This is a genomic window from Rhizobium sp. TRM95796 (assembly GCF_025779995.1).
GTDB lineage: Bacteria > Pseudomonadota > Alphaproteobacteria > Rhizobiales > Rhizobiaceae > Rhizobium_E.
The window spans coordinates 198,887-220,059 of the sequence record NZ_JAOXHE010000010.1 but is presented as its reverse complement, the minus strand read 5'-3'; the positions used below and the strand labels follow the sequence as shown (position 1 = coordinate 220,059).

The 21,173-nt window shown below is 64.2% G+C and carries 23 protein-coding genes; 11 read left to right on the top strand and 12 right to left on the bottom strand.

Annotated elements, in window-relative coordinates; all coding sequences use genetic code 11:
• The 10 genes from bchM to OCK01_RS20780 all read left to right on the top strand — a co-directional run bounded on the left by bchM (nucleotide 1) and on the right by OCK01_RS20780 (nucleotide 8,260).
• Nucleotides 1–717, top strand: coding sequence for a magnesium protoporphyrin IX methyltransferase (gene bchM, locus OCK01_RS20825; RefSeq protein ID WP_263825606.1), 717 nt, complete (start codon nucleotides 1–3; stop codon nucleotides 715–717).
• Nucleotides 714–2,156, top strand: coding sequence for a BCD family MFS transporter (locus tag OCK01_RS20820; RefSeq protein WP_263825605.1), 1,443 nt, complete (start codon nucleotides 714–716; stop codon nucleotides 2,154–2,156). Before bchM ends, OCK01_RS20820 begins: the two co-directional genes overlap by 4 nt.
• 34 nt (nucleotides 2,157–2,190) lie before the next feature.
• Complete coding sequence (gene puhA / locus OCK01_RS20815; protein ID WP_412179052.1) at nucleotides 2,191–2,973, top strand: photosynthetic reaction center subunit H; 783 nt, start codon at nucleotides 2,191–2,193, stop codon at nucleotides 2,971–2,973.
• Nucleotides 2,970–3,641: a photosynthetic complex putative assembly protein PuhB gene (puhB, locus tag OCK01_RS20810; protein WP_263825603.1), complete on the top strand. Its 672-nt coding sequence runs from the start codon at nucleotides 2,970–2,972 to the stop codon at nucleotides 3,639–3,641. The genes puhA and puhB overlap by 4 nt, the downstream gene beginning before the upstream one ends.
• A gap of 9 nt (nucleotides 3,642–3,650) precedes the next feature.
• Entirely contained in the window at nucleotides 3,651–4,145 is a 495-nt protein-coding gene (puhC, locus tag OCK01_RS20805) for a photosynthetic complex assembly protein PuhC (protein WP_182829764.1), read from the top strand.
• Nucleotides 4,142–4,447, top strand: coding sequence for a hypothetical protein (locus tag OCK01_RS20800; protein WP_263825602.1), 306 nt, complete (start codon nucleotides 4,142–4,144; stop codon nucleotides 4,445–4,447). The genes puhC and OCK01_RS20800 overlap by 4 nt, the downstream gene beginning before the upstream one ends.
• Complete coding sequence (acsF, locus tag OCK01_RS20795) at nucleotides 4,444–5,553, top strand: magnesium-protoporphyrin IX monomethyl ester (oxidative) cyclase (protein ID WP_263825601.1); 1,110 nt, start codon at nucleotides 4,444–4,446, stop codon at nucleotides 5,551–5,553. Before OCK01_RS20800 ends, acsF begins: the two co-directional genes overlap by 4 nt.
• A 6-nt stretch (nucleotides 5,554–5,559) precedes the next feature.
• Nucleotides 5,560–6,369 (top strand): putative photosynthetic complex assembly protein PuhE, encoded by an 810-nt coding sequence (gene puhE, locus OCK01_RS20790; RefSeq protein WP_263825600.1) that lies wholly within the window; start codon nucleotides 5,560–5,562, stop codon nucleotides 6,367–6,369.
• A gap of 79 nt (nucleotides 6,370–6,448) precedes the next feature.
• Nucleotides 6,449–7,666: a 5-aminolevulinate synthase gene (gene hemA / locus OCK01_RS20785; protein ID WP_263825633.1), complete on the top strand. Its 1,218-nt coding sequence runs from the start codon at nucleotides 6,449–6,451 to the stop codon at nucleotides 7,664–7,666.
• Nucleotides 7,667–7,708: 42 nt separating this feature from the next.
• On the top strand, nucleotides 7,709–8,260 hold the full coding sequence (locus OCK01_RS20780; RefSeq protein WP_263825599.1) for an isopentenyl-diphosphate Delta-isomerase: 552 nt from the start codon (nucleotides 7,709–7,711) through the stop codon (nucleotides 8,258–8,260).
• Nucleotides 8,261–8,457: 197 nt separating this feature from the next.
• Here OCK01_RS20780 and pufC read toward each other — a convergent pair whose 3' ends face one another.
• From pufC to OCK01_RS20720, 12 genes are all read right to left on the bottom strand, one after another.
• Entirely contained in the window at nucleotides 8,458–9,525 is a 1,068-nt protein-coding gene (gene pufC / locus OCK01_RS20775) for a photosynthetic reaction center cytochrome PufC (RefSeq protein ID WP_263825598.1), read from the bottom strand.
• 12 nt (nucleotides 9,526–9,537) lie between these two features.
• Nucleotides 9,538–10,500, bottom strand: a complete 963-nt coding sequence (gene pufM / locus OCK01_RS20770; protein ID WP_263825597.1) for a photosynthetic reaction center subunit M — start codon at nucleotides 10,498–10,500, stop codon at nucleotides 9,538–9,540.
• 13 nt (nucleotides 10,501–10,513) lie between these two features.
• Nucleotides 10,514–11,359: a photosynthetic reaction center subunit L gene (gene pufL / locus OCK01_RS20765; RefSeq protein WP_263825596.1), complete on the bottom strand. Its 846-nt coding sequence runs from the start codon at nucleotides 11,357–11,359 to the stop codon at nucleotides 10,514–10,516.
• Nucleotides 11,360–11,463: 104 nt separating this feature from the next.
• The gene (gene pufA / locus OCK01_RS20760) at nucleotides 11,464–11,661 is read right to left on the bottom strand and encodes a light-harvesting antenna LH1, alpha subunit (protein WP_263825595.1); all 198 of its coding nucleotides are present in this window, start codon (nucleotides 11,659–11,661) and stop codon (nucleotides 11,464–11,466) included.
• 12 nt (nucleotides 11,662–11,673) lie between these two features.
• Nucleotides 11,674–11,895 carry a light-harvesting antenna LH1, beta subunit gene (gene pufB / locus OCK01_RS20755; protein WP_182829770.1) on the bottom strand — a complete coding sequence of 74 codons (222 nt, stop codon included), beginning with the start codon at nucleotides 11,893–11,895 and terminating at the stop codon, nucleotides 11,674–11,676.
• Between the two features lie 116 nt (nucleotides 11,896–12,011).
• Nucleotides 12,012–12,245 (bottom strand): hypothetical protein, encoded by a 234-nt coding sequence (locus OCK01_RS20750; protein WP_263825594.1) that lies wholly within the window; start codon nucleotides 12,243–12,245, stop codon nucleotides 12,012–12,014.
• Nucleotides 12,246–12,290: 45 nt separating this feature from the next.
• The gene (gene bchZ / locus OCK01_RS20745) at nucleotides 12,291–13,742 is read right to left on the bottom strand and encodes a chlorophyllide a reductase subunit Z (protein ID WP_263825593.1); all 1,452 of its coding nucleotides are present in this window, start codon (nucleotides 13,740–13,742) and stop codon (nucleotides 12,291–12,293) included.
• On the bottom strand, nucleotides 13,736–15,295 hold the full coding sequence (bchY, locus tag OCK01_RS20740; RefSeq protein ID WP_263825592.1) for a chlorophyllide a reductase subunit Y: 1,560 nt from the start codon (nucleotides 15,293–15,295) through the stop codon (nucleotides 13,736–13,738). The genes bchZ and bchY overlap by 7 nt, the downstream gene beginning before the upstream one ends.
• 13 nt (nucleotides 15,296–15,308) lie before the next feature.
• Nucleotides 15,309–16,313, bottom strand: coding sequence for a chlorophyllide a reductase iron protein subunit X (locus OCK01_RS20735; RefSeq protein ID WP_263825591.1), 1,005 nt, complete (start codon nucleotides 16,311–16,313; stop codon nucleotides 15,309–15,311).
• Nucleotides 16,310–17,248: a chlorophyll synthesis pathway protein BchC gene (bchC, locus tag OCK01_RS20730; protein WP_263825590.1), complete on the bottom strand. Its 939-nt coding sequence runs from the start codon at nucleotides 17,246–17,248 to the stop codon at nucleotides 16,310–16,312. Before bchC ends, OCK01_RS20735 begins: the two co-directional genes overlap by 4 nt.
• A 103-nt stretch (nucleotides 17,249–17,351) precedes the next feature.
• Complete coding sequence (locus OCK01_RS20725) at nucleotides 17,352–18,512, bottom strand: acetylserotonin O-methyltransferase (RefSeq protein WP_263825589.1); 1,161 nt, start codon at nucleotides 18,510–18,512, stop codon at nucleotides 17,352–17,354.
• A gap of 24 nt (nucleotides 18,513–18,536) precedes the next feature.
• Nucleotides 18,537–19,406, bottom strand: a complete 870-nt coding sequence (locus OCK01_RS20720; RefSeq protein WP_263825588.1) for a polyprenyl synthetase family protein — start codon at nucleotides 19,404–19,406, stop codon at nucleotides 18,537–18,539.
• A gap of 114 nt (nucleotides 19,407–19,520) precedes the next feature.
• Between OCK01_RS20720 and crtD the strand changes: the two genes are divergently transcribed.
• Nucleotides 19,521–21,098 carry a 1-hydroxycarotenoid 3,4-desaturase CrtD gene (crtD, locus tag OCK01_RS20715; RefSeq protein WP_263825587.1) on the top strand — a complete coding sequence of 526 codons (1,578 nt, stop codon included), beginning with the start codon at nucleotides 19,521–19,523 and terminating at the stop codon, nucleotides 21,096–21,098.
• Nucleotides 21,099–21,173: the final 75 nt, after the last annotated feature.

Below are 21,173 nucleotides of genomic sequence, written 5' to 3'. Positions count from 1 at the left end.
ATGACGCAGGCCGACTACACGCGCAGGACCGGAGAGATCGAGCACTATTTCGATCGGACGGCCTTCGACGCCTGGAAGAGGCTCACGGGCGACCAGCCGGTGAGCGGCATTCGCGCCACCGTGCGCAAGGGCCGCGATGCGATGCGACGGACGCTGGTCGACTGGCTGCCGCAGGATTTGACCGGCTGGCGCATTCTCGACGCGGGCTGCGGTTCAGGGGTCTTGGCGATGGAGCTGATGGAGCGCGGCGCCGATGTGCTGGGCATCGACCTGTCGGCGCAGATGGTGGCGTTCGCCCGCCAGCGCGCCTTCGATCGCCATGCCGCCGGCGGCCCGCGCCATGGCTCGGTGCGTTTTGAGAGCGGCGACATGCTCGACCCCCGCCATGGCCGCTTCGACGCCATCGTCGCCATGGACGTCCTGATTCATTACCGCCCGGCGCAGGCGAGCCGTCTCCTCGAGCAGATGGCCGCCCGCACCTCGCGCAAGCTGATCTTCACGCTGGCCCCCGGCTCGCGCCTGCTGCGCACCATGCTGGCGGCGGGGCGCGTCTTCCCGCGCGGCAACCGCTCGCCGTCGATCTATCCGGTCGACGCCAAGGGCCTCGTCGGCGACCTCGTCGCCAAGCCCGACATGGCCGCGTGGTCGATGGGCCGCAGCCAGAGGATCGCGATCGGGTTTTACACCTCTCAGGCCATGGAGGTGTCACGGTCATGAGCGTCGGCGCCGCAAATCGCAGGCTCATCGGTCTCTGGCAGCGGCTGGGCGTGCGCTTCATGCCCTTTGCAGATGCGGCGACGGAAGACATGCCGCTGTCGAGGCTGTTGCGATTGGCGCTGTTTCAGGTGTCGGCCGGCTGCGTGATGGTGCTTCTGAACGGCACGCTGAACCGGGTGCTGATCGTCGAGCTCGATGTGCCCGTCGAACTGGTCTCGGCTGTGATCGCCATTCCGGTTCTCGCCGCGCCGCTTCGACTCATCTTCGGTTACAGGTCCGACACCTATAAATCCGTGCTCGGCTGGCGGCGCGTGCCCTATGTCTGGCTCGGCAGCCTGCTGCAATTCGGCGGGTTAGCCATCATGCCTTTTGCGCTGCTGCTGCTTCAATCGCAGACGGTGGGGCCGGAATGGGCGGGGGTGGTCGGCGCCTGCATCGCCTTCATCCTCACCGGTTTCGGCATGCATATGTCGCAGACTGCGGGCCTGGCGCTCGCCAGCGATCTCGTGCTGGCTGAAAAGCGCCCGCGGGTCGTGGCGCTCCTCTATGTCATGCTGCTCGTCGGCATGATCGGCGCCTCGGCCTTCTACAGCATCGCGCTCGTCGATTTTTCGCCCAAACAACTGATCCAGGTCATTCAGGGCACGGCGCTGTTCACCATCGTCATCAATGTGATCGCCATCTGGAAGCAGGAGGCGCGCAACCCGCGGGCGACGGCCCCGGATCGCGACCTCACCGGTTTCTTCGAGGCTCTCGACGCCTATCGCAGCGATCCTGGCACGGTGCGGCTGCTCCTCGCCGTCGCGATCGGCTCGGCCGCGTTTTCGATGCAGGATATCCTGCTCGAACCCTATGGCGGCGAAATACTCGGCATGTCGGTGGGGCGCACGACCCTGTTGACGGGGCTCTGGGCACTGGGCGCCATGGCGGGTTTCGCCTGGGCGGCGCATAGCCTCCAGCGGGGCGCGCCGATGTATCGCATCGCCGCACGCGGTCTGCTGATCGGCATCGTCGCCTTTTCGGCCATCATTCTCGCCGAGCCGCTCGAATTGCAGGGGCTCTTCTATGCCGGGGCGGGCTGCGTGGGTCTGGGCGGCGGCCTCTTCGCCGTCGGCACCTTGTTGGCGGCGATGGCGATCTCGGATCGTTCGGAGAGCGGCATCGTGGTCGGCGCCTGGGGCGCGGTCCAGGCCACCGCGATCGGCTGCAGCCTGCTCGCCGCAGGCGTAATCAAGAACATGGTCAACATGCTGGCGCTCAACGGCGTTTTGGGCGAGGCCATGGCGACGAGCGCGTCCGGCTATCTCGTCGTGTACGGCGTTGAAATTCTGCTTCTCTTCGTCTGCCTGGCGGTGATCGGTCCCCTGACGGGGCGGCGTTACCAGCGGGCGGATCACGACAGTGACATGCGTTTTGGCCTGGCGGAACTGCCCGGCTGAAAGCCGGCGCGCGCCATCTCTTGGAGGGACAATGATGATCGGATCTCTCGGCGGCAATCTCGATGTGGCCCAGGTGGTGCTCTACGCCTTCTGGGTCTTCTTCGCCGGCCTCGTCTGGTATCTCAGGCAGGAGGATCGTCGCGAAGGCTATCCGCTCGAAGCGGATGTCTCGGGACGCTACAACAGGCATCCCTTCCTGTTCGTGCCGCCGAAGAAGACTTTCGTCCTGCCGCATGGACAGGGCTCCAAGCAGGTTCCGGATTTCGTCCGCGACACCCGTCCGCTCGCCGCCCGGCGTTTCGCCAAGGCGCCGGGCTATCCGATCGAACCGGTGGGAAATCCGATGCTCGCCGGCATCGGTCCTGGCTCCTGGGCCGAACGCGCCGAAAGGCCCGATGTGACGGCGCATGGCGACGCCCGGATCGTGCCGCTGCGTCTGGCCGAGGGCTTCGCGATCGCCGAGGGCGAGACGGACCCGCGCGGTCTGCCGGTCATCGGCTGTGACCGGAAACAGGCCGGAACGGTCGTCGACGTCTGGGTCGATCGCTCCGAACAGCTGATCCGCTATTACGAAGTGGAGATCGGCTTAGGCGAGGCTGTGCGCAACGTGCTCTTGCCGAATAATTTCGTCGTGGTGCAGAGCAATCTGCGCGCCCGCCAGCTCTATGTCCACGCCATCACCTCGGCCCAGTTCGCCGAAGTCCCGGCGACGGCGAATATGGACACGATCACGCTCAGGGAAGAGGACAAGATCGCTGCCTATTACGGCGGCGGCCTCCTCTATGCGCTGCGCGAACGACAGGAGTCGCTGCTGTGAAACAGTTCGTCACGCGAGAGCACGAGATCGAGCCCGTCCCGGGTTTGCCGAGCGAGCTGCCGAAGGGTGAACAGATCCTCTGGCAAGGCCGCCCGTCGGCCAGGCTCGTGGCGCGTCATTGTCTGAAGAGCGTCTGGATCGGCGGCTATTTCCTCGTTCTTGCGCTCTGGGCGGGCGTCTCGGGACTGTCGGACGGCCAACCACTTGGCGGCATCGTTTTCTCGATCGCCATTTTGACCGCGCTCGCGGCGTTGCTGCTCGGCCTGATCGAGCTCTTCGCCTGGGGCGTCGAGAAGACTACGCTCTACACCATCACCAGCGAACGCGTGGTGATGCGCTTCGGCGTGGCGCTGTCGATGACGCTGAACATGCCGTTCAAGCAATTTCATAGCGTCTCGCTCGGCAGGCTGGGCGGCAAGGCGGGCACGATCGCGATTGCGCTGGTTCCCGGTTATCGCCTGTCCTGGCTTGTCCAGTGGCCGCATGTCCGGGGCTGGCGCTTCAGTACACCCGAGCCGAGCCTCATCTGCCTGCCCGATGCGGAAGCCGTCGCCCAAGTGCTTGCGCTCGCCTATGGCCGGTATTGCAGCGTTCATTCCGCGCATCCGCGCCTGACCGTGATCGACGAGGCCGTATCTGCGCCCGTCCACGTCGCGGCGGCGGAATAGGAGGGAGCCATGCGATCGTCGCTCCGACTTGGATATTGGGACGCCCGACAGGGCCGCAAGACCAACCGGCTTCCGCCGGCGATCTTGGCGGCGTCGATCGGTCTCGTCGTCTTCGCGGCGTCTGCCGTGCTTTTCGGTCAGGCAACCGGTCTTGGGCTTGTGCGCCAGGAGGCCGGTCGCCCCGTCGCCATGCGCGACATAATCATCTCCCGCGCGCCCGGAGACGCCGTCGTCGTCAACGACGCGGCCAGCGGCAAGGCGATCGCGACCTATCCGAAAGACACTGGCGGCTTCGTTCGCGGCTCTCTCCGCGCCTTCGAACGCATGCGGCAGGTGGCGGCCGTTCCGAACGGCGCGGCCTACAGGATCATCAAGTGGGACACCGGCCGCGTGAGCCTGTCCGACACCGCCACCGGCGAACGCATCTATCTCGAAGCCTTCGGTCGCGACAATGCGGCCGCATTCGCGGCCCTTCTGGACTCTCAGGGAGGAACACGTCCATGAACCCCGTCTTTGCCTTGATGCGTCGGCGAGAGCTCGTCGATTGCACCGTCGAACTCAACAACACTTTCGAGGCGCTGGGCGCGCATCTGCGCTTCGACAACGGCGTGATCGTCCATCCCGGCGACGAGGTGCTCGTGCATGGCGCGCCGGTGCAGATCCCCTATGGCGAATGCCACAGCTTCCGCCGCAAAGCGACGATCACCCGCGCCGGCGCGCTGGAACGGGTCTGGACCCGCGCCACCGGCGATCTCGAAATGATGGAACTGTGCGAATTCAGCTTCACGGAGAGGGCGCTGTCATGAACAACCATGTTTCTAAAGCCGACCTTCAGGATCATGAGCCGACGATCGAGGAGCGACTGTCCACGGTCAACGACACCACGCGCAGCGCGCTGGTTTCGACCATGCTGACGCCGCGCTTCTACACCACGGATTTCGACGAGATGGACAAGATCGATGTCGAGCCGGTGCGAGGCGAATGGGACCAGTTGATCGCCCAGATGCGCAGCGACCCCAATCGCGGTCATTTCCGCCGCAACGAAGAATGGAACGACATCGATATCGACGCGCTTCCCGCCGACCTGCGCGAGGAGCTGATCGACTTTCTCGTCTCCTCGCTGACATCGGAATTCTCCGGCTGCGTGCTCTACAAAGAGATGAAGCGGCGCGGCAAGAACCAGGAGATCTGCGAATTGTTCGGCTATATGAGCCGCGACGAATCCCGCCATGCCGGCTTCATCAACGACGCGCTCAAGGATTTCGGCATCGGCGTGAATATGGGCTTCCTCGCCAAGGCCAAGAAATACACCTTCTTCAAGCCCAAATTCATCTATTATGCGACCTATCTGTCCGAGAAGATCGGCTATGCGCGCTACATCACCATCTTCCGCCATTTCGAGCAGCATCCGGATAGGCGCTTCCATCCGATTTTCAAATGGTTCCGGCAGTGGTGCAATGACGAGTTCTCGCATGGCGAGGCGTTTTCGCTGATCATCCGCTCCGACAAGCGGCTGATGTCTGGCGTCAACAAGCTCTGGATCAAGTTCTTCCTTCTGGCCGTCTTCGCGACGATGTATGTTCGCGATCACATGCGGCCGGCTTTTCACGACGCCATGGGCATCGACATCGACGATTACGACATGCGCGTCTTCAGGCTGACCTCGGAAATCTCGCGGCAATGCTTCCCGCTGGTGCTCGATCTCGACAATCCGGCGCTGCGAGAAGGCTTCCGGCGGATGGAGCGCATCAATTGCCGGGTGATGGCGGCGCGGGCCGAAGGCGGTCTGACAGGACAGCTGAAGAAGGCCTGGTGGTCGGCAGCCGCGACTGTCAACTTCGTGCGGATGTATGCGATCCCCACCATATCGAACACGATCCCGGCCACGTCGCGCCTGCAGCCGGTCTGGTAGGCCGTGATGGCGCTCACACACCCCGTCACTGTCGTTCTGATCGCCATCGGCGTCTGGTGGCTGTCGACGGGGCTCGTGCTGGCCATGGTTCATCGCACCGGGCGGGGCGGCTGGCGCCCCATGCAAGTGATGCTGCTGATGACGGTGATCGGCGCGATCGGCTTCGGCATGATGCTGTTCGGCGCGCAGGAGCGCACGCCGCTCGGCTCCTATTCCGGCTTCTTCGGGGCGCTTCTGGTCTGGGCCTGGCATGAGGCGGCGTTTCTGACCGGCGCGCTGATCGGCCGCCGGGCCGGCGATTGCCCGCCCGGTCTCGCCGGCTTCGCGCGGTTCCGCGCCGCTTGGGAGGCGATCTGCGACCACGAGATCGCGATCTTGCTGACGGGTTTGGGTCTCTGGTTCGCGCTGTCGGGAAGCGACAATCTCTTCGGTCTCGCAGCCTTCGGCCTGCTCTGGGGCATGCGGATTTCCGCCAAACTCCTGATCTTCTTCGGAGCGCCGCATGCGGTCAGTGAACTGATGCCGAAGCGGATCCGGCATTTGAAGAGCTATTTCAACACCGACCGACTGACGCCGCTGTTTCCGCTGATGATGGCGACGGCGACGAGCCTTTTCGCCATCCTTGTGGTCGGCGCGAGCCGCGCAACGCAGGATCATTCGGTGGTCGGCCACATCCTGCTCGCGACCTTCACGGCGCTCGCGATCCTCGAACACATCATCCTGGTGGTGCCTGTGTCGGACTTCGCGCTCTGGCGCTGGGCGGTGCCTGGAACGGGGCGGCAGGGCAGGCCGGGCGGAAGTTCCGCCAAACGATAGACGCCGCCTGTTCCTCAGGGAGCAGCCGGCGGCGACGACGACATTAGAGTTGAGACAAGAGACGGGAGAGAAAAAGATGATGGATGTTCACAAGCACATGGAAGAGGCTCTCGGTGAGCTCAGGACCGCCGGCAATTATCGGGTCTTTGCGGAACTGGAACGCCAATGCAGCGCCTTTCCCAGAGCCACCATCCATCACGGCGATGGCGAAACGGGGGAGGTGACCGTCTGGTGCTCCAATGATTATCTCTGCATGGGCCAGAGTCCCGTCGTCACCGAACGCATGACCGAGATCATCCGCAAATGCGGCGCGGGCGCGGGCGGAACGCGCAACATTTCCGGCACCAATCACTACCACGTCCAGCTCGAGCGCGAACTGGCCGACCTGCATGACAAGGAAGCTGCGCTGATCTTCACCTCGGGCTATGTGTCGAATTGGGCGGCGCTGGGCACGCTGCTGTCGAAGATCCCCGGCATCATCGTCTATTCCGATGCGCTGAACCATGCCTCGATGATCGAAGGCATCCGGCATTCCGGCTGTCCGCGACGGATCTTCCGGCATAACGATTATCGCCATCTTCGCGAGCTGATGGCGGCCGACGATCCTGCGCTGCCGAAGCTCGTCGCCTTCGAATCCGTCTATTCGATGGACGGCGACATCTCGCCCATCCGCGAAATCTGCGACGTGGCCGACGAATTCGGGGCTATGACCTATCTCGACGAGGTTCATGCGGTCGGCATGTACGGTCCGCGCGGCGGCGGCGTCGCCGAGCGCGAGGGGCTGATGCATCGTTTGACGGTGATCGAGGGCACGCTCGGAAAAGCATTCGGCGTGATGGGCGGCTATATCACCGGCTCGAACACGCTGGTGGATTTCGTCCGCTCCTTCTCCTCCGGCTTCATCTTCACCACCGCGTTGCCGCCGGCGCTCGCCGCCGGCGCCACGGCGTCCATCCGCCACCTCAAGGAAAGCCAGGCCGAACGCAGGGGCCACCAGCGCGCGGTCGCCAAGGTCCGCGCCGCCCTCGATGCGAGAGGCATTCCGCACATGGCCAATCCCAGCCATATCGTGCCGGTCATGGTCGGCAACGCCGCCAAATGTAAATGGATCTCCGATATCCTGCTCGATACGTTCGGCGTCTATGTGCAGCCGATCAACTATCCCACGGTCGCGGTGGGAACGGAGCGGCTTCGTATCACGCCGACCCCGTTGCATTCGGACGACGATATTCGTCATATGGCGGACGCCTTGTCGTCGCTCTGGGCGCAATGCGCGCTGGCGCGCCGGGTCGCCTGACCCGTTGCAGCCCACGGCGCGCCGCAGGAAAGGAAAGGCCCGATGGGGTTCAACCGCAACTCGATCTTCATTCCGGCCATCGCCGACAATGGATCTCTGTATCCGATCGAGAAGATGAAAGCCCATGTCCTGGGCCAGTTGCATCTGGCGGTCTCCGTGTTCGTGTTCGACGGCGACCTCCTCTTGATTCAAAAGCGGGCGATCGGGAAATATCATTGCGGCGGGCTCTGGGCCAACACCTGTTGCACCCATCCGCATTGGCGCGAAACCTTGGAGGCGTGCGCCGCGCGCCGCCTCGGTGAGGAGCTCGGCTTCTCCGTTCCGCTCACGCGCCATCAGACGGTCGATTACGCAGCCGAGGTCGGCAACGGATTGCGTGAGCACGAGCGGGTGACGCTGTTCAGCGCCGCCGTCGATCGCCATGCCATCGATCTGGCTCTGGATCCGCACGAAGTCGAAGAGACTCGCTGGATTTCGCATGCGGATCTGCTCGCCGAGGCGGAAGCCCGACCCGAAGCCTTCACGCCCTGGTTCCGTATCTATCTCCACCGGTTCCCCGGCCTCGTCTTCGCGCCGGCCGCCAGAGCGTCCTGAACCCCGACATTCCCATTCCAGATGGACAACGCAACGCGTCGCCTTCCGTGCGCACGCTGCCGAACAGACCGTTTTGCGCAAAGAAAAAGGAGCCTTTCGGGCCCCTTCAAGACAATCTGCCAAGATCGTCGATGATCCAACTGTGCTGTTGAAAGCGCCGCTATGATATGCGGCGCCCGGCAGATTTGCGGCTCGCCTCAGCTCTTGCCAGGCTGGTAGGCCGAATAATCCGGAACCGTGGTCGGTCCCTTTTTGGCGAGCGCGTCGAGATAGTCCTTGAGCATCGACACGCCGTAGAGCGGCTTCTGCACGCCGTTGTGGCAAGTCGCGCAGCCGATCTTCAGCACATCGCCTTCGGGACCCTTGCGATTGGCCGGGAAGACCGGCGTCAGGCCTTCGATATAATTGTTGTTCAAATCGCGCACCATGCGGATGCCGTGCCAGGCCGTCACGCGCTGCGGCGGGCTCTGGTCCCAATCGTTGAAGGCGCGGGAATTGTGGCACGTGACGCAGTTGACGCCGAGCGATTCCGACATATGCATCATCAGCGCCCAGGTGTTTTCCGTCTCCTTGGTGCCGGCCTTGTTGGTCCCGGTCGGCAGGGCGGAGGTCGAATGGACGCGGATCCGCTTGTCGTGGACGAGATAGTCCATCAGCGCGTTCTGCGGCAGCGACGTCTTGCCGGCATAAAGCGCCACCACATTCTGGCCCTGGCGGTTCTGGGTCATGTTGCCCGCCGGCTTCGGTTCGAGGCGCGTCGACCAAACCTGTTTCGGCACGCCATTGCCGCGATGGCAGGTGTAGCAGGTGACGCCGGTTTCGGCGACATGGGGTTTCCAGTCGACATTGATCGCCTGCGTCATCTGGATCATGCGGCGGGCGACGACCTTCTGGTAGACTTCATCTGATGCCATGTTCTCCGGATTGTGGCAGTAATTGCAGCCCGCCTCCGGCGCCACCCATTCGGTGATCGAAGCCATGAACTGGTTGAATTGATCGTCCGAGAGATCCTTCAGCACCTGAACATTCTCATAGATCGCGCCGGCCCTGTCGCCGCTCGGATCGGCTTCATAGGGCGCCGGCGGCGCGACATTCGCCGCTCTGAGGGCTTCTTCGGTCTCGATATCGCGGTAGTGAGCCATGCCAGTTCCGCGATAGCCGATCTGCTCCCCGGCGACCGGCGGCGCATCCCAGCCCGCGCCGACGAAACTGGCGATGGTGAGCAGCGTCCCGGCGGAGATCGCGAATGGAATCCAGAGTCTCATTGTCCTTCTCCCTCATTTCGCCGGATCGATGACGCCGGGCCACATGACCGGCAGCGGAGACACAAGGCCATGCTTGACGCCCCAGAGATACCAGTTGTCGACGACGGTGCCGGTCAAAAGGATGCCGATGCCTCCGGTCAGCGGGGTCAGGATGGCGAACCACCAGGCCCAACGGTGCACAGATTCCATCGTCGCGTTGAAACCCATCGTCCAGCGCCAGAACAAAGCCGCGCGTTCCGACGCGGTGCCGCGGTCGGTAATCTGCTCGAGTTCGCGCTCGCCGCCATATTTGCCCACGGCGAGGATGGTCGCGCCATGCATGGCGAACAGCAGCACCGAGCCATAAAGGAACACGATCGAGAGGCAGTGGAACGGGTTGTAGTAGAGGTTTCCGTAACGAATCGACAGCGCTGCGGTCCAATCGAGATGCGGGAAGATTCCGAACGGCACGGCTTCGGCGAAGTTGCCCATCAGCAACGGGCGGATTAAGCCCAGCACCAGGAACAGCCAGATGGCCGAGGCGAAGGCCCAGGCGACATGCGTGCCCAGTTCGAGCTGCCGGGCGCGGCGGTAGACGCGAACCCACCACAGCAGCACCGACAGAGTCAGGAAGAAGCCGGCGATCAGCCACCATCCGCCCTCGGCGAGCGGCGGAAGGATCTTCAACCCATATTTCGCCGGCGGCGGTTCGAGCCCGAGCCAGAAAAGCTGGCGGACGAACTGGATCGGATCCCAGCCCACCGATGCGAACATATTGAGCCCGATGATCTCGAAGGCGATGAGGCCGAAGACCAGCGACAAAGTTCCGAGATAGCCGAGATAGATCGGCCCGATTTGAGCGTTGCCGATCCGGCCGAACAGTCGCACGAAGAAGGGCTTGCCGGTGCGGGGGCTGTCGCCGCGGGGCAGGGGCATTCCCTCTTCCGCAGGTCCGCTGATTTGGATGGGCGTGATGATGTTTTGATATTGCGCCATTGTCGGATCCCCCTCAGCGCCAGATCGGCAGATCGAGCCACCAGCTCCACCACTGCGGCCAGCCCTTGTTCCAGAAGGGTCCGCTGATCACGATGCAGACGGCGCTCCAGAAGCCGGCGTTCAGCGCCAGGATCAGGCCCAGCCGGTGGATGCCGAGCGTGCCGATCGAATAGCCGATGATGTCGCGAAAGAAGGTGTCTTCATATTCCGGGGTCTTCACCTCGGCCTGCTGACCGGGCTCGTCCAGCGACGCGCCCGGATTGGCCGCCGACAGGATGAGCCCGCCATGCAGCGCCAGCGCCATCGTCGTCGTGAAGAAGAAGGACACGGCGATCATATGGGCGGGATTGTAGTGGAAGTGCAGATACTGGTAGCCGACATTCGACACCCAGTCGAGATGGCTGAAAATGCCATAGGGAAAGCCGGCGCCCCAGGCGCCGAGCAGCAGCGGCCTGAACACCACCAGCGTCGCATAGGCGAAGATGGCGACGGAAAAGGCGAAGGGAACGTGATAGCCGATGCCGAGCTTGCGGCAGATCTCGACTTCGCGAAGTGCCCAAGAGACGAAGGCCCCGAGAGCGCAGACGGTGATGATCTGCCAGAGCCCACCCTGCTTGAGCGGCGCGAGCGCCAGGCCATAGGAAAGGTCGGGCGGGGCGATCGAAATTTGCCAGATGTTCCAGGTCGGACCGATGGCCGCGCCATAGATGATCAGCGCCGTGCCGAGCGTCGCGAAAAAGGCGGTGGTGACGCCGAAAAAGCCGACATAGAAGGGGCCGACCCAGAAATCGAAGAGGTCGCCGCCGATCAGCGTTCCGCCTCGCACGCGATATTTGCGTTCAAAACTCAGCAGCGCCATTTACGTATCCTCCAGAGCGGTCAGCTCATTGGCGATGTCGGTTCGTTGGGAATTGGCGGCGGGCGAGACCGGAGGAACCGGCCACGCCCGCTGCCGTCTTGGCTTCAACTGACGAACCGCTGCCCTTCGCCCCAGGAGACGGACGTTTCGATCGCGCTGGTCTTGAGGGGTTTACCCTCGAGCCAATTGAACCGGTCCGTGCTCAACAGGATGAAATGGATCAGGATGGCGAGCGTGAACAGGAAGACAGAGAGTGCGACCAGCGCCTTGCGCGGATCGAACATCAGCCAGATTCTCCACATGTCGCGGTCCCCTTACGCCAGCATCGGAAGAAGCGCCTGGGCCGCGTGGTTGATGTTCTCCAGGGAGACATAACCTTCGGGTCCCGGGATCCAGGGACGCCACATCCAGACCAGGATATGCGCGACGATCGCAATCGCCGTGAATATCAAAAAGCCTTGGATGAAGAATCCATGGACCTCGCGCGCTTCGCTTTCGGTAAGACCCGAAAGTGAGACGTTTGATGTGTCAGCCATCAAATTCACCTCCTAGTCTCGAACACCGCGGCGCCCCCGCGGCGGGGTTCCGGTCAAGCCTTTTCGGGCCGAACCGGGCTTTTGTCGGTGTCGAGAACACCGGCAAACCAGGAAGGTCATGCGTGGAACGCATAACCGACAGCCGCATAGGCCGCGGAGCGGGCTTCGGCGAAAACGGATTGGTCGGCGCGCGCCGCGCCTTCGTCGAACTGGGCTGCGAGCCGTTTGGCGATCGCCGCGGCCAGACAGAACGGGTAGGAAATCAGGAAGAGTTGCCGCATCTGCGCGCGCTCGGAGCGTCTTTCTCGCAGGACATGTTCGAATGTCTTGGACTGGGTCGGGGAAAGCATGCTGTCACCTCCTGGCCGTCTCTGGACGGATCTCGACTGTCGTTATCATGCATAGGCTCCCGCCAGCTTGGCCGCCCCATCGACGTGACGGAGGGCGACCTCGGCCGCGTTTTCGAGGCGCGCCTCGCGTTCCGCCGCATCGCGCAGGCGCTTGGCGGCCGAGATCCTGACAAGGACCGGCTCATTGGAAATCCGCCGGTCGAGCGCGTCCTGCGCGGCGGCCGCCCAGGGCAGTTCGCCGCTGCGGCGCGCGGCGGTCGCCTCGATCGCGTCGAGTTCGCTGGCTTTGGGCAGGATTTCGAACAGCATGTCGAACAGCGCGTTGCAGATCTCCTGGATCATCCAGGACGCGCCCGAATAGCCCATCACTGGCGTGCCGGTGTGGCGGCGGACGATCGCGCCGGGATAAGAAAGCTGGATGAATTTGCCGCGCTGGCTGCGCTCGGCCATGTACATGCGCTCGTTGAACGAGCCGAACATCACCATCGGCGGCTTGGCGGCCACGAGATCGGCGACGGTCTGGTTGTCGGTCTTGGCGCCGGGTTTGCGCGCCACTGAGAAGGCGCAGGGCAATCCCATTTCCTCTTCGAGGAAATTGCGCACGCCGCGCGCATAGGTCTCGCCGGCGACGACTGCGAAGCTCGCGGTGGCGAAGAAATCCTGCGTGACCGAGCGCCAGAGATCCCAGAGCGGCTTCAGGGTCGTGTGCTTTTCCCGCAGGATGAACGGTTCCGGATCGAGCCCGAGCATCTCGCCGAGCGAGCGCAGGAAAGCGGTGGTCGAATGGATGCCGATCGGCGCCTGCAGATAGGGACGGTCGAGGGATTCGCAGAGCAGGCGTCCAAATTCGCGATAGAGACAGATATTGGCGTCCGCATCGGCGAGCTTGCGGACGTCGTCGAGATGGCTGCCGAGCGGGAAGACCATGTTGATCTCTGCGCCGATCCCTTCGACGAGCCTGGATATCTCCGCCAGATCGGACGGCATGTTGTAGACGCCATAGGTCGGGCCGATGATATTGACCCGGGGCTTGGCCCCGTCAGGCCGGCGGCGTGGTGCAGGAACTTTGCCGCCTTTCGGGCCGAATTCCGTCCAGAGCCATTTCAGCGCGCGATCGGCGCTCTGCCATTGGTCCTCGTCGATCGTGCGGGGCAGGAAGCGCAGGATATTCGAGCCCTCGGGCGTCACGCCGCCGCCGATCATCTCGGCGATCGAGCCTGTCACGACCACGGCCGGCAGATCCGGATCGAGGGCCAGACGGGCGCGCTTCATCGCGCCTTCAGTGCCATGTTGCCCGAGTTCGTCTTCCGACAGGCCGCTGACGACGATCGGCAGTTCATGCGGCGGCAGCGCGTCCGTGTAGTGCAGCACGGAGGTCACCGGCAGGTTTTCGCAGCCGACCGGGCCGTCGATGATGACCTGCAGGCCCTTGATCGCGGTAAACGCGTAGACGCTGCCCCAATAGCCGCCGGCTCTGTCATGATCGAAGATCAGCATCCGACGCTATCCCCATTCTCGACCGCATTGCGCGACTGCTTGATCTTGGCGGCGTATTTCTTGCGATAGGCGCTGCGATCCTGGGGCGTCTCACGCCAGATGCCGGCCGTGTCGCCATCGCCGACGCCCTCGAAAAACGCGTTCATGGCTTCGAAGCGGGCTTTGTTGGCGATGGCGGCGTTTATGATCGAGGCCAGGGAGCCGGGACCGGCCGGCCCCATCAACGGGCGGGCCGAGATCAGATTGGTGAAATAGAGCGCTGGCGTCGCGGCTTCCTTGGCCTTCTGCACCACCGGCGTCGTGCCGATGGCGAGATCGGGCTGATATTCCTCGAAGGCGGCGATGTCCTGCTCCAGCGATGCGCGGAAGCGGACGGTCACGCCGTGGGCGGCAAGCCAGTCGGCGTCTTCAGCGTTAAAGGGCGTCTTCGGGCAGGCCGTTCCGACATAGCGCAGATCTGCGCCGAGCTCGACGAGGAGACGGCCGACCAGCAGTTCGGAGCCTTCATAGCCGGAAAGCGTGATGCGTCCTTTGATGCGATTGGCGGCGAGGCCGGCGGAAATGGCGCCGCGCATGGCGTTGCGGGTCTGGTCGATCCTCGCTTGCGGCACGCCGCAGGTCCGGCCGATGGCGGAGAGCCAGGCGTCCGTGCCGTCGAGCCCGATCGGGGCGGAGCCGACGATGCTGCGGCCGGCCGCCGTGAATTCCCGGAAGGTCGCCGTGTAGAAGGGATGGATGGCGGCGACGGCGGCGCAATCGAGCGCGGCATAGAGATCGCGCCATTCGCGCACCGGAATGGTCGGCCCGACAGCCAGTCCCATCGGCTCGAGCATGCGGCCGATCACCACGGGATCGGCGGGGAACATCTCGCCTACGAGCGTCACGGTCGGTCTGTCGGCCAAGCCGCTGCGCGGCTGCTGCACGGGGCCGGCCTCGATCTCCTGCCGCGCATAGCTGAGCATCGCGGCGGAGAGCACGTCCTTGGCCTCGGCATGGGTCGGCACGCCGAAGCCGGGCACGTCGATCCCGACGATGCGCACGCCGTCGATCTCGCGGGGCAGCATCTGCAGCGGCACGCCGGAGGCGGTAGGGACGCAGAGATTGGTGACGATGACGGCGTCATATTTTTGAGGATCGGCCATCTGATGCACGGCTTCGACGATGTCCTCGAAGAGCTTGCCGGTCACCAGTGTTTCGGAGCTGAACGGAACATAGCCGACGGAACGCTTGGCCCCATAAAAATGCGATGTGAAGGTGAGGCCGTAAACGCAGCAGGCCGAGCCCGACAGGATCGTGGCGACGCGGCGCATGCGCAAGCCGACGCGCAGCGACCCGAAAGCCGGGCACATCGATTGCGGCTGGTCATGGGGTCCTTTGGGGTAGTCTGCTTCCAACCGATCCATCAACGCGCCGGCGCCGGCCGCGCGCGCGGCGGCTTTGGAGCGTTCGGCGCCGTTGTGACAGCCGGCGTCTTCGGCCGGAGGCAGATCGAGTTCCCGGGCTGCGATCTCCCGGTCTCTCTCCGCTTCAAATTCTTTGCGATGGTCATCCATGGCGGTCTCGCTCTCAAACCGTATCGTAGATGACTTCGAGTGACGGGCGCGTCATCGCGCCGGTCGGACGCATGTCATCAGCCGTCGCCGGCACGAGCGTGTAGTCGGCGCCCGTTTCGCTGGCGTCGAACAGGCCGAGCAGCCCATCCTGATCGAGCGGGCGCGGCAGCACCGGCGGCGCTTCGGCTAGATTGATCGACAGCGCCTCGAACAGAGGCCCCCATTGGGACTCGGGCGTGCCGATGATCTGATAATTGGCGCTCTTGCGGCGGATGTCCTCGTGCTGCGGGATCGAGGCGAGCACGGGAATGCCGACCGCTTCGGCGAAAGCCTGGGCTTCGCCGGTGCCGTCGTCCTTGTTGATGACGAGGCCGGCCACGCCGACATTGCCGCCGAGATTGCGGAAATATTTCACCGCCGAGCAGACATTGTTGGCGACATAGAGCGATTGCAGGTCGTTGGAGCCGACCACCACGACCTTCTGGCACATGTCGCGGGCGATCGGCAGGCCGAAGCCGCCGCAGACGACGTCGCCGAGAAAGTCGAGCAGGACATAGTCGAAGTCCCAGTCGTGAAAGCCGAGCTTTTCCAGCGCCTCGAAGCCGTGGATGATGCCCCGGCCGCCGCAGCCGCGGCCGACTTCCGGCCCACCCAACTCCATGGCGAAGACGCCGTCACGCTTGAAGCAGACGTCGGAGATCGACACCTCCAGTCCGGCTTCCTTGCGGCGCGACGCCGTCTGGATGATCGTCGGGCAGGCGCGGCCGCCGAACAGGAGCGAGGTCGTGTCGCTCTTCGGGTCGCAGCCGATCAGCAGCACCTTCTTGCCGAGCTGGGCCAGCATGTAGGAGAGATTGGCGAGCGTGAAGCTCTTGCCGATGCCGCCCTTGCCATAGATCGCGATGATCTGCGTTTCCTTCGTCACCTTTCCGACTACGGGCGGATCGGGCTCGATGGCGGCTTCATCGCGGAGGTGCTCCTGCAGGCGCGAGTCGTCGATGTCGAGATCAAGGCTCATGCGGCGTTCCTCCAGTCGATCACCATTTTCAGGCAGGTCGTATCCATGAATGCGGTCCGGTAGGCCGTCTCCGCCTGTTCGGGCGCGGCGCGATGCGTGATGAGGTTTTCGAGCGACAGCCGCCCTTGGTCGACGAGCGCGAGGACGGCCTCGACATCTTCAGGCCGAAACTCGGCGGCGATGGAGAGTGTGAGTTCGCGCATGAAGGCGGGGGCGAAGGCGCAGCCGATCCGCTCGCCGTAAAAGCCTGCCAGAACCAGTTCAGCGGGACGCTGCAATTGCGCGATGACGGCATCGACCACCGCAACGTCGCCGCTGGCGTCGATGGCGGTGAGATAACGAGAGGCATGGTCGTCGCTGGGATCGATGACGGCATAGGCTTCGCCGCCCCCGCGCCGCGCCGCGGCCTTTTCCCAGACGATCGGCGGCTCGCCGCCGAGCGCGATCACCATCCGGGCGATCAGGCGTCCCAGAACGCCGTGACCGATCACGAGGCCGACTGCCCCACGCGCCCGCTTCACGGCATGATGAGCGGTGGCGGCGAGCGCCAACAGGATGGCGTCTTCGTCCATCGCCGCATCGATTTTGAACGTGCGTGCGCCAGGCGCGACCAGACGCGACGCTGTGGCGCCGAACAACCCCGCCGCGTCGGCAAAGCAATTGGCTCCGGGCACGAAGACGAGGTCGCCTTCCTTGCGTCCCGATACCGCTCCGGCTTCGATGACCTGCCCGATCGTTTCGTAGCCGGGGACCAGCGGATAGCGCATGCCGGGGAATGCGGGCATCGTGCCGTTGAAGAGCATTTTCTCGGTGCCGGTCGAGACGCCGCTTGCGATGGCCTCGATCACGACATCGTCAGGGCCGGGAACGTTCAGCGCCAGCTGCCGGAGGGCAACCTCGCCTGGTCTCTCGAATATCACCGCTGACGTCTTCATGTGCGTGCCTCCCCAGACACAGGAGCTCCCGTCTCCGACTGTCATATTATGTTGACAGATAAAAGTGTCAAATCTTATTTACACTTTTATCGCGTCCAATGTGTCAACGTTGTGCGCAAACGAGGGTCGCGATGAGAGGATTGCTGGTCGAGACTGTCTTGGCAGCCTGAAAACCGGCCTCGGTGAGCAGGTCTGAGATCTCGTCGGCGCTGCGGCAGCGGCCCGATCCCATCGCCAGGAAATAGACGCCGAAATAGGCCGAGGCCAATCGCGCGCCCGCCGAGGGCCCGCTCATCGCCTCCGCAACCAGAATCCGGGCGCCGGGGCGCAGCGAGCGATGTAGATTGTCGAGGAGCACGCGGACACGGTCATCATCGTGGTCGCACAGAATGCGGATCAACGTGACGCAATCGGCGTCCGCAGGCGCGGGATCGCGGCAGAAATCGCCGCCGAATACCTGGCTGCGCGCGGCGAACCCTTCCGCCGCGAGATGGATGCGGGCCCGTTCCGCCACGGCCGGCAGATCCAACAGGCCGAGTTTCAAATTCCGATGGCGACGGCCCGCCGCAGTGAGAAAGGCGCCGTCGCCGCCGCCGACATCGACCAGCATGCGATAGCGGCTGAAGTCATGGGCGGCGAGAATGCAATCCGCCATCATCGACTGGCTATGGCGCATCAGGGTGGAATAGTCGGCCACGGCCATCGGCGGCAGGGCGCCGGGATCGCCGCCGCGCGCATAGGCCCAATAGCGACCGAGTTCGGTATTGCCGGCTCCCTCGCGGAACAACTGTTCGGGTTCGAGCAGGTCGCGATAGAGCATGTCGTGATGCCGGATCATCGCCGCCACGCCGGGATCGGAGGCGATCACGGTTCCGGCGTCGTCGAGCGCCCAGAGATCGGGCTCGATCTCGATCAACAGGCCGAGGTCCGCACTGGCGTTCAGCAGCGTGCGCATGCGGGTCGGCGGCACGTTCAGTCGATGGGCGATTTCGACGGCGCTCAGGACTTTGTCGCGCAAGAGTTCGTACAGGCCGAGCCTGACGCCGGCGAGCAGCAGTTGCGACGAGATGAAGCCGCCGGTGAGGCGGAAGAGGGCGTTGGCCTTGCGGTTTCCGAGCGCCCGCAACACCGGGACGCGCGCGATCAAGCGGCGAAAATCGGTCGACCCCACCAGCCGATTGCGCCAGAGGCGAAACCTCACGGCAAGAGACGGCGCGACCGCGGCATGCGCGGGCTCGATCCGGATCTCCGAGGGCGCCGCCATGGTCTTGTTCCTTCCCGAGCCGGCTTAGGCCGCGCTCGCGGCGAGCTTTTTCGGCATCAGCCTGATCGCTTCATTGCGGATCATGGCGCGGAACTGCTCCTGGCCCGCGCAATCCGGCACGCTCTCCGCCGCTTTGTCGACGAGGCTGCGCAGATGCCCGAGCGCGCCTTCGAGCCCCAGCGACCGGACGATGTTGGGCTTGCCGTTGCGTCTGTCCTGGCCCGCCGGCTTGCCCATGCTGCCGCTGTCGCCGATGGCGTCATAGAGATCGTCGGCGACCTGATAGGCCGAGCCGAGCGCATCGGCGAGCGTCAACCAGTCCTGCGGATTGCCGCCGGCGGCGAGCGCGCCTGTCGAGACGGATCCAGCAAAAAGCGAGGCCGTTTTGGCGCGGTGATATTGGTCGATATTGATTTCCGCTTCGCTCTCCCAGGCCTGGCCCGCGACCAGCCCATAGGGCGAACCGACCGCCTTGCCGATCATGGCGATCAACGGCGCGGTGAGGGCGGGCGCCTGCACGGTTTCGCGCGCCACAGTCTCGAAAGCCGCGACGATCAAGCCGTCCCCGACCAGAAGGGCGATCTCCTCGCCGAATTCGGCGTGAACCGAGGGCAATCCGCGGCGGGTGGCGGCATTGTCGAAACAGGGCATGTCGTCATGCACGAGCGAGGCGCAATGCAGAAGCTCGATCGCCGCAGCGGCGCCTGTCGCTGCTTTGGGGTCGCGATCGCCGCAGGCTAGTGCGACCGCCAGGCAAATGCGCGGCCGAATGCGGGCGCCGCCGGGAAAGACCGCGTGACGCATGGCGGCGGCGAGTTTCGGGGGGCAGCCATTGGCGGTTGCAAGTTTCAGGGACAGCTGCATTCCGATTTCGATGCGCTCAGACAAATCCATGATCCGCTCCCCCAGGATGACGATCGAATGATTGTCAATTTGCATTGACTTAAAAATCTGTCAATATAAATTGACACACTGAAGGGGAATGTCAATCGGGCGCAGGGGGTGAGGGTGCGCGAAAGGACTGGCGACACGGTGGTGGTGATCGGCGCCGGCATGGGCGGCATATCAGCCGCCATCCTGCTCGCCGCGCAGGGGCTGAAGGTCCAGATGATCGAGGCCGCCGCAGCGCCGGGCGGCAAGATGCGGCGGGTGACGGCAGGCGGCCACGCCTTCGATGCCGGGCCGACCGTGCTGACCATGAAATGGGTGTTCGACGAGATCCTCGCTCATTGCGGCACGTCGCTGGCCGAGGAAATCCCGCTCACCCGCTCTGATGTCATCGCCCGCCACTATTGGCGGAATGGAGAAAGGCTGGATTTTTTCGCCGATGTCGCGGAGAGCCGCCGGGCGATCGCTGATTTCGCCGGCGCTCGCGAGGCGCAGGGCTTTCAGCGTTTCGCCGACGACAGTGCCCGCATCTATCATCTGTTGGAGCGCAGCTTCATCGATGCCGCAAGGCCCAATCCCCTGTCGCTATCGGCGCGGATCGGGCTCAATCGACCCCATGCGCTGATGGCGCTCAAGCCTTTCGCCACGCTCTGGTCGGCGCTGTCGGACTATTTCGCCGATCCGCGGCTGCGCCAGCTCTTCGGCCGCTACGCCACCTATTGCGGCTCGTCGCCCTTCTTGTCGCCGGCGACGCTGATGCTGGTCGCCCATGTCGAACAGGCAGGTGTCTGGACGATCGAGGGCGGCATGCATGCGCTGGCGCGGCGGCTGATGGACATCGCCTGCGATTTCGGCGTCGAGATCCATTATGGCGAACGCGTCTCCTCCATTCTCAGCGACGGCTCCGGCAGAAAGGTCGCAGGCGTTCTGACCGATCGCGAGCGCTGCATCGCTGCAGACAGCGTTCTCTATAATGGCGATGTCGCCGCGCTCGGCCCGCTTCTGGGGCGGCCGGCGGCTGCGGAGCGGCGGTCGCCGCGGTCTCTTTCGGCGCTGGTGACTTGCGGCCTCGAACGGCCCCTCGGCGTCCCGCTCGCCCATCACACGGTGTTCTTTTCGGATGACTACCGCGCTGAATTCGATGACATTTTCGACAAGGTCCGTCCGCCGCGCGATCCCACGGTCTATCTCTGCGCCCAGGATAGGCGAGCCTCCGGCGCGCGCTCGGTCGGGCAAGACGAGCGCGCCCCTGAACGTCTCTACTGTCTCATGAACATGCCGGCCGATGGCGACAGCCATGCCCCTGCGGAAAGCGAGATCGAGCAATGCCTGTCTTCGATGAGACATCGCCTGGAGAAGAACGGCCTGGCGATCTCGCTCGATCGGGCTATGCTGGATGTGACGACGCCGGAGAGCTTCGACCGGCTCTATCCGGGCTCGGGCGGAGCGCTTTACGGGGTGGCGTCACATGGCTGGATGGCGTCCTTCCAGCGGCCGGGCGCGCGGGGGCCGCTCAAGGGTCTGTATCTGGCGGGCGGGAGCGTGCATCCGGGGCCGGGCGTGCCGATGGCGGCGCTTTCGGGCAAGATCGCCGCCCAGCGCCTGATCGCGGACAGGGCTTTGAACGGCTGGTCGCGCCTGGCGGCTATCACTGGTGGTATGCGGATGCGGTCAGCGATTGCGGATCTTTCGCCCTGAGCGTCATCGCCTTCGTCGGGTCGGTTTTCTCGCCCTATTATCATTGGGCCGGGCGGCGCGAGCCCGAAGATCACA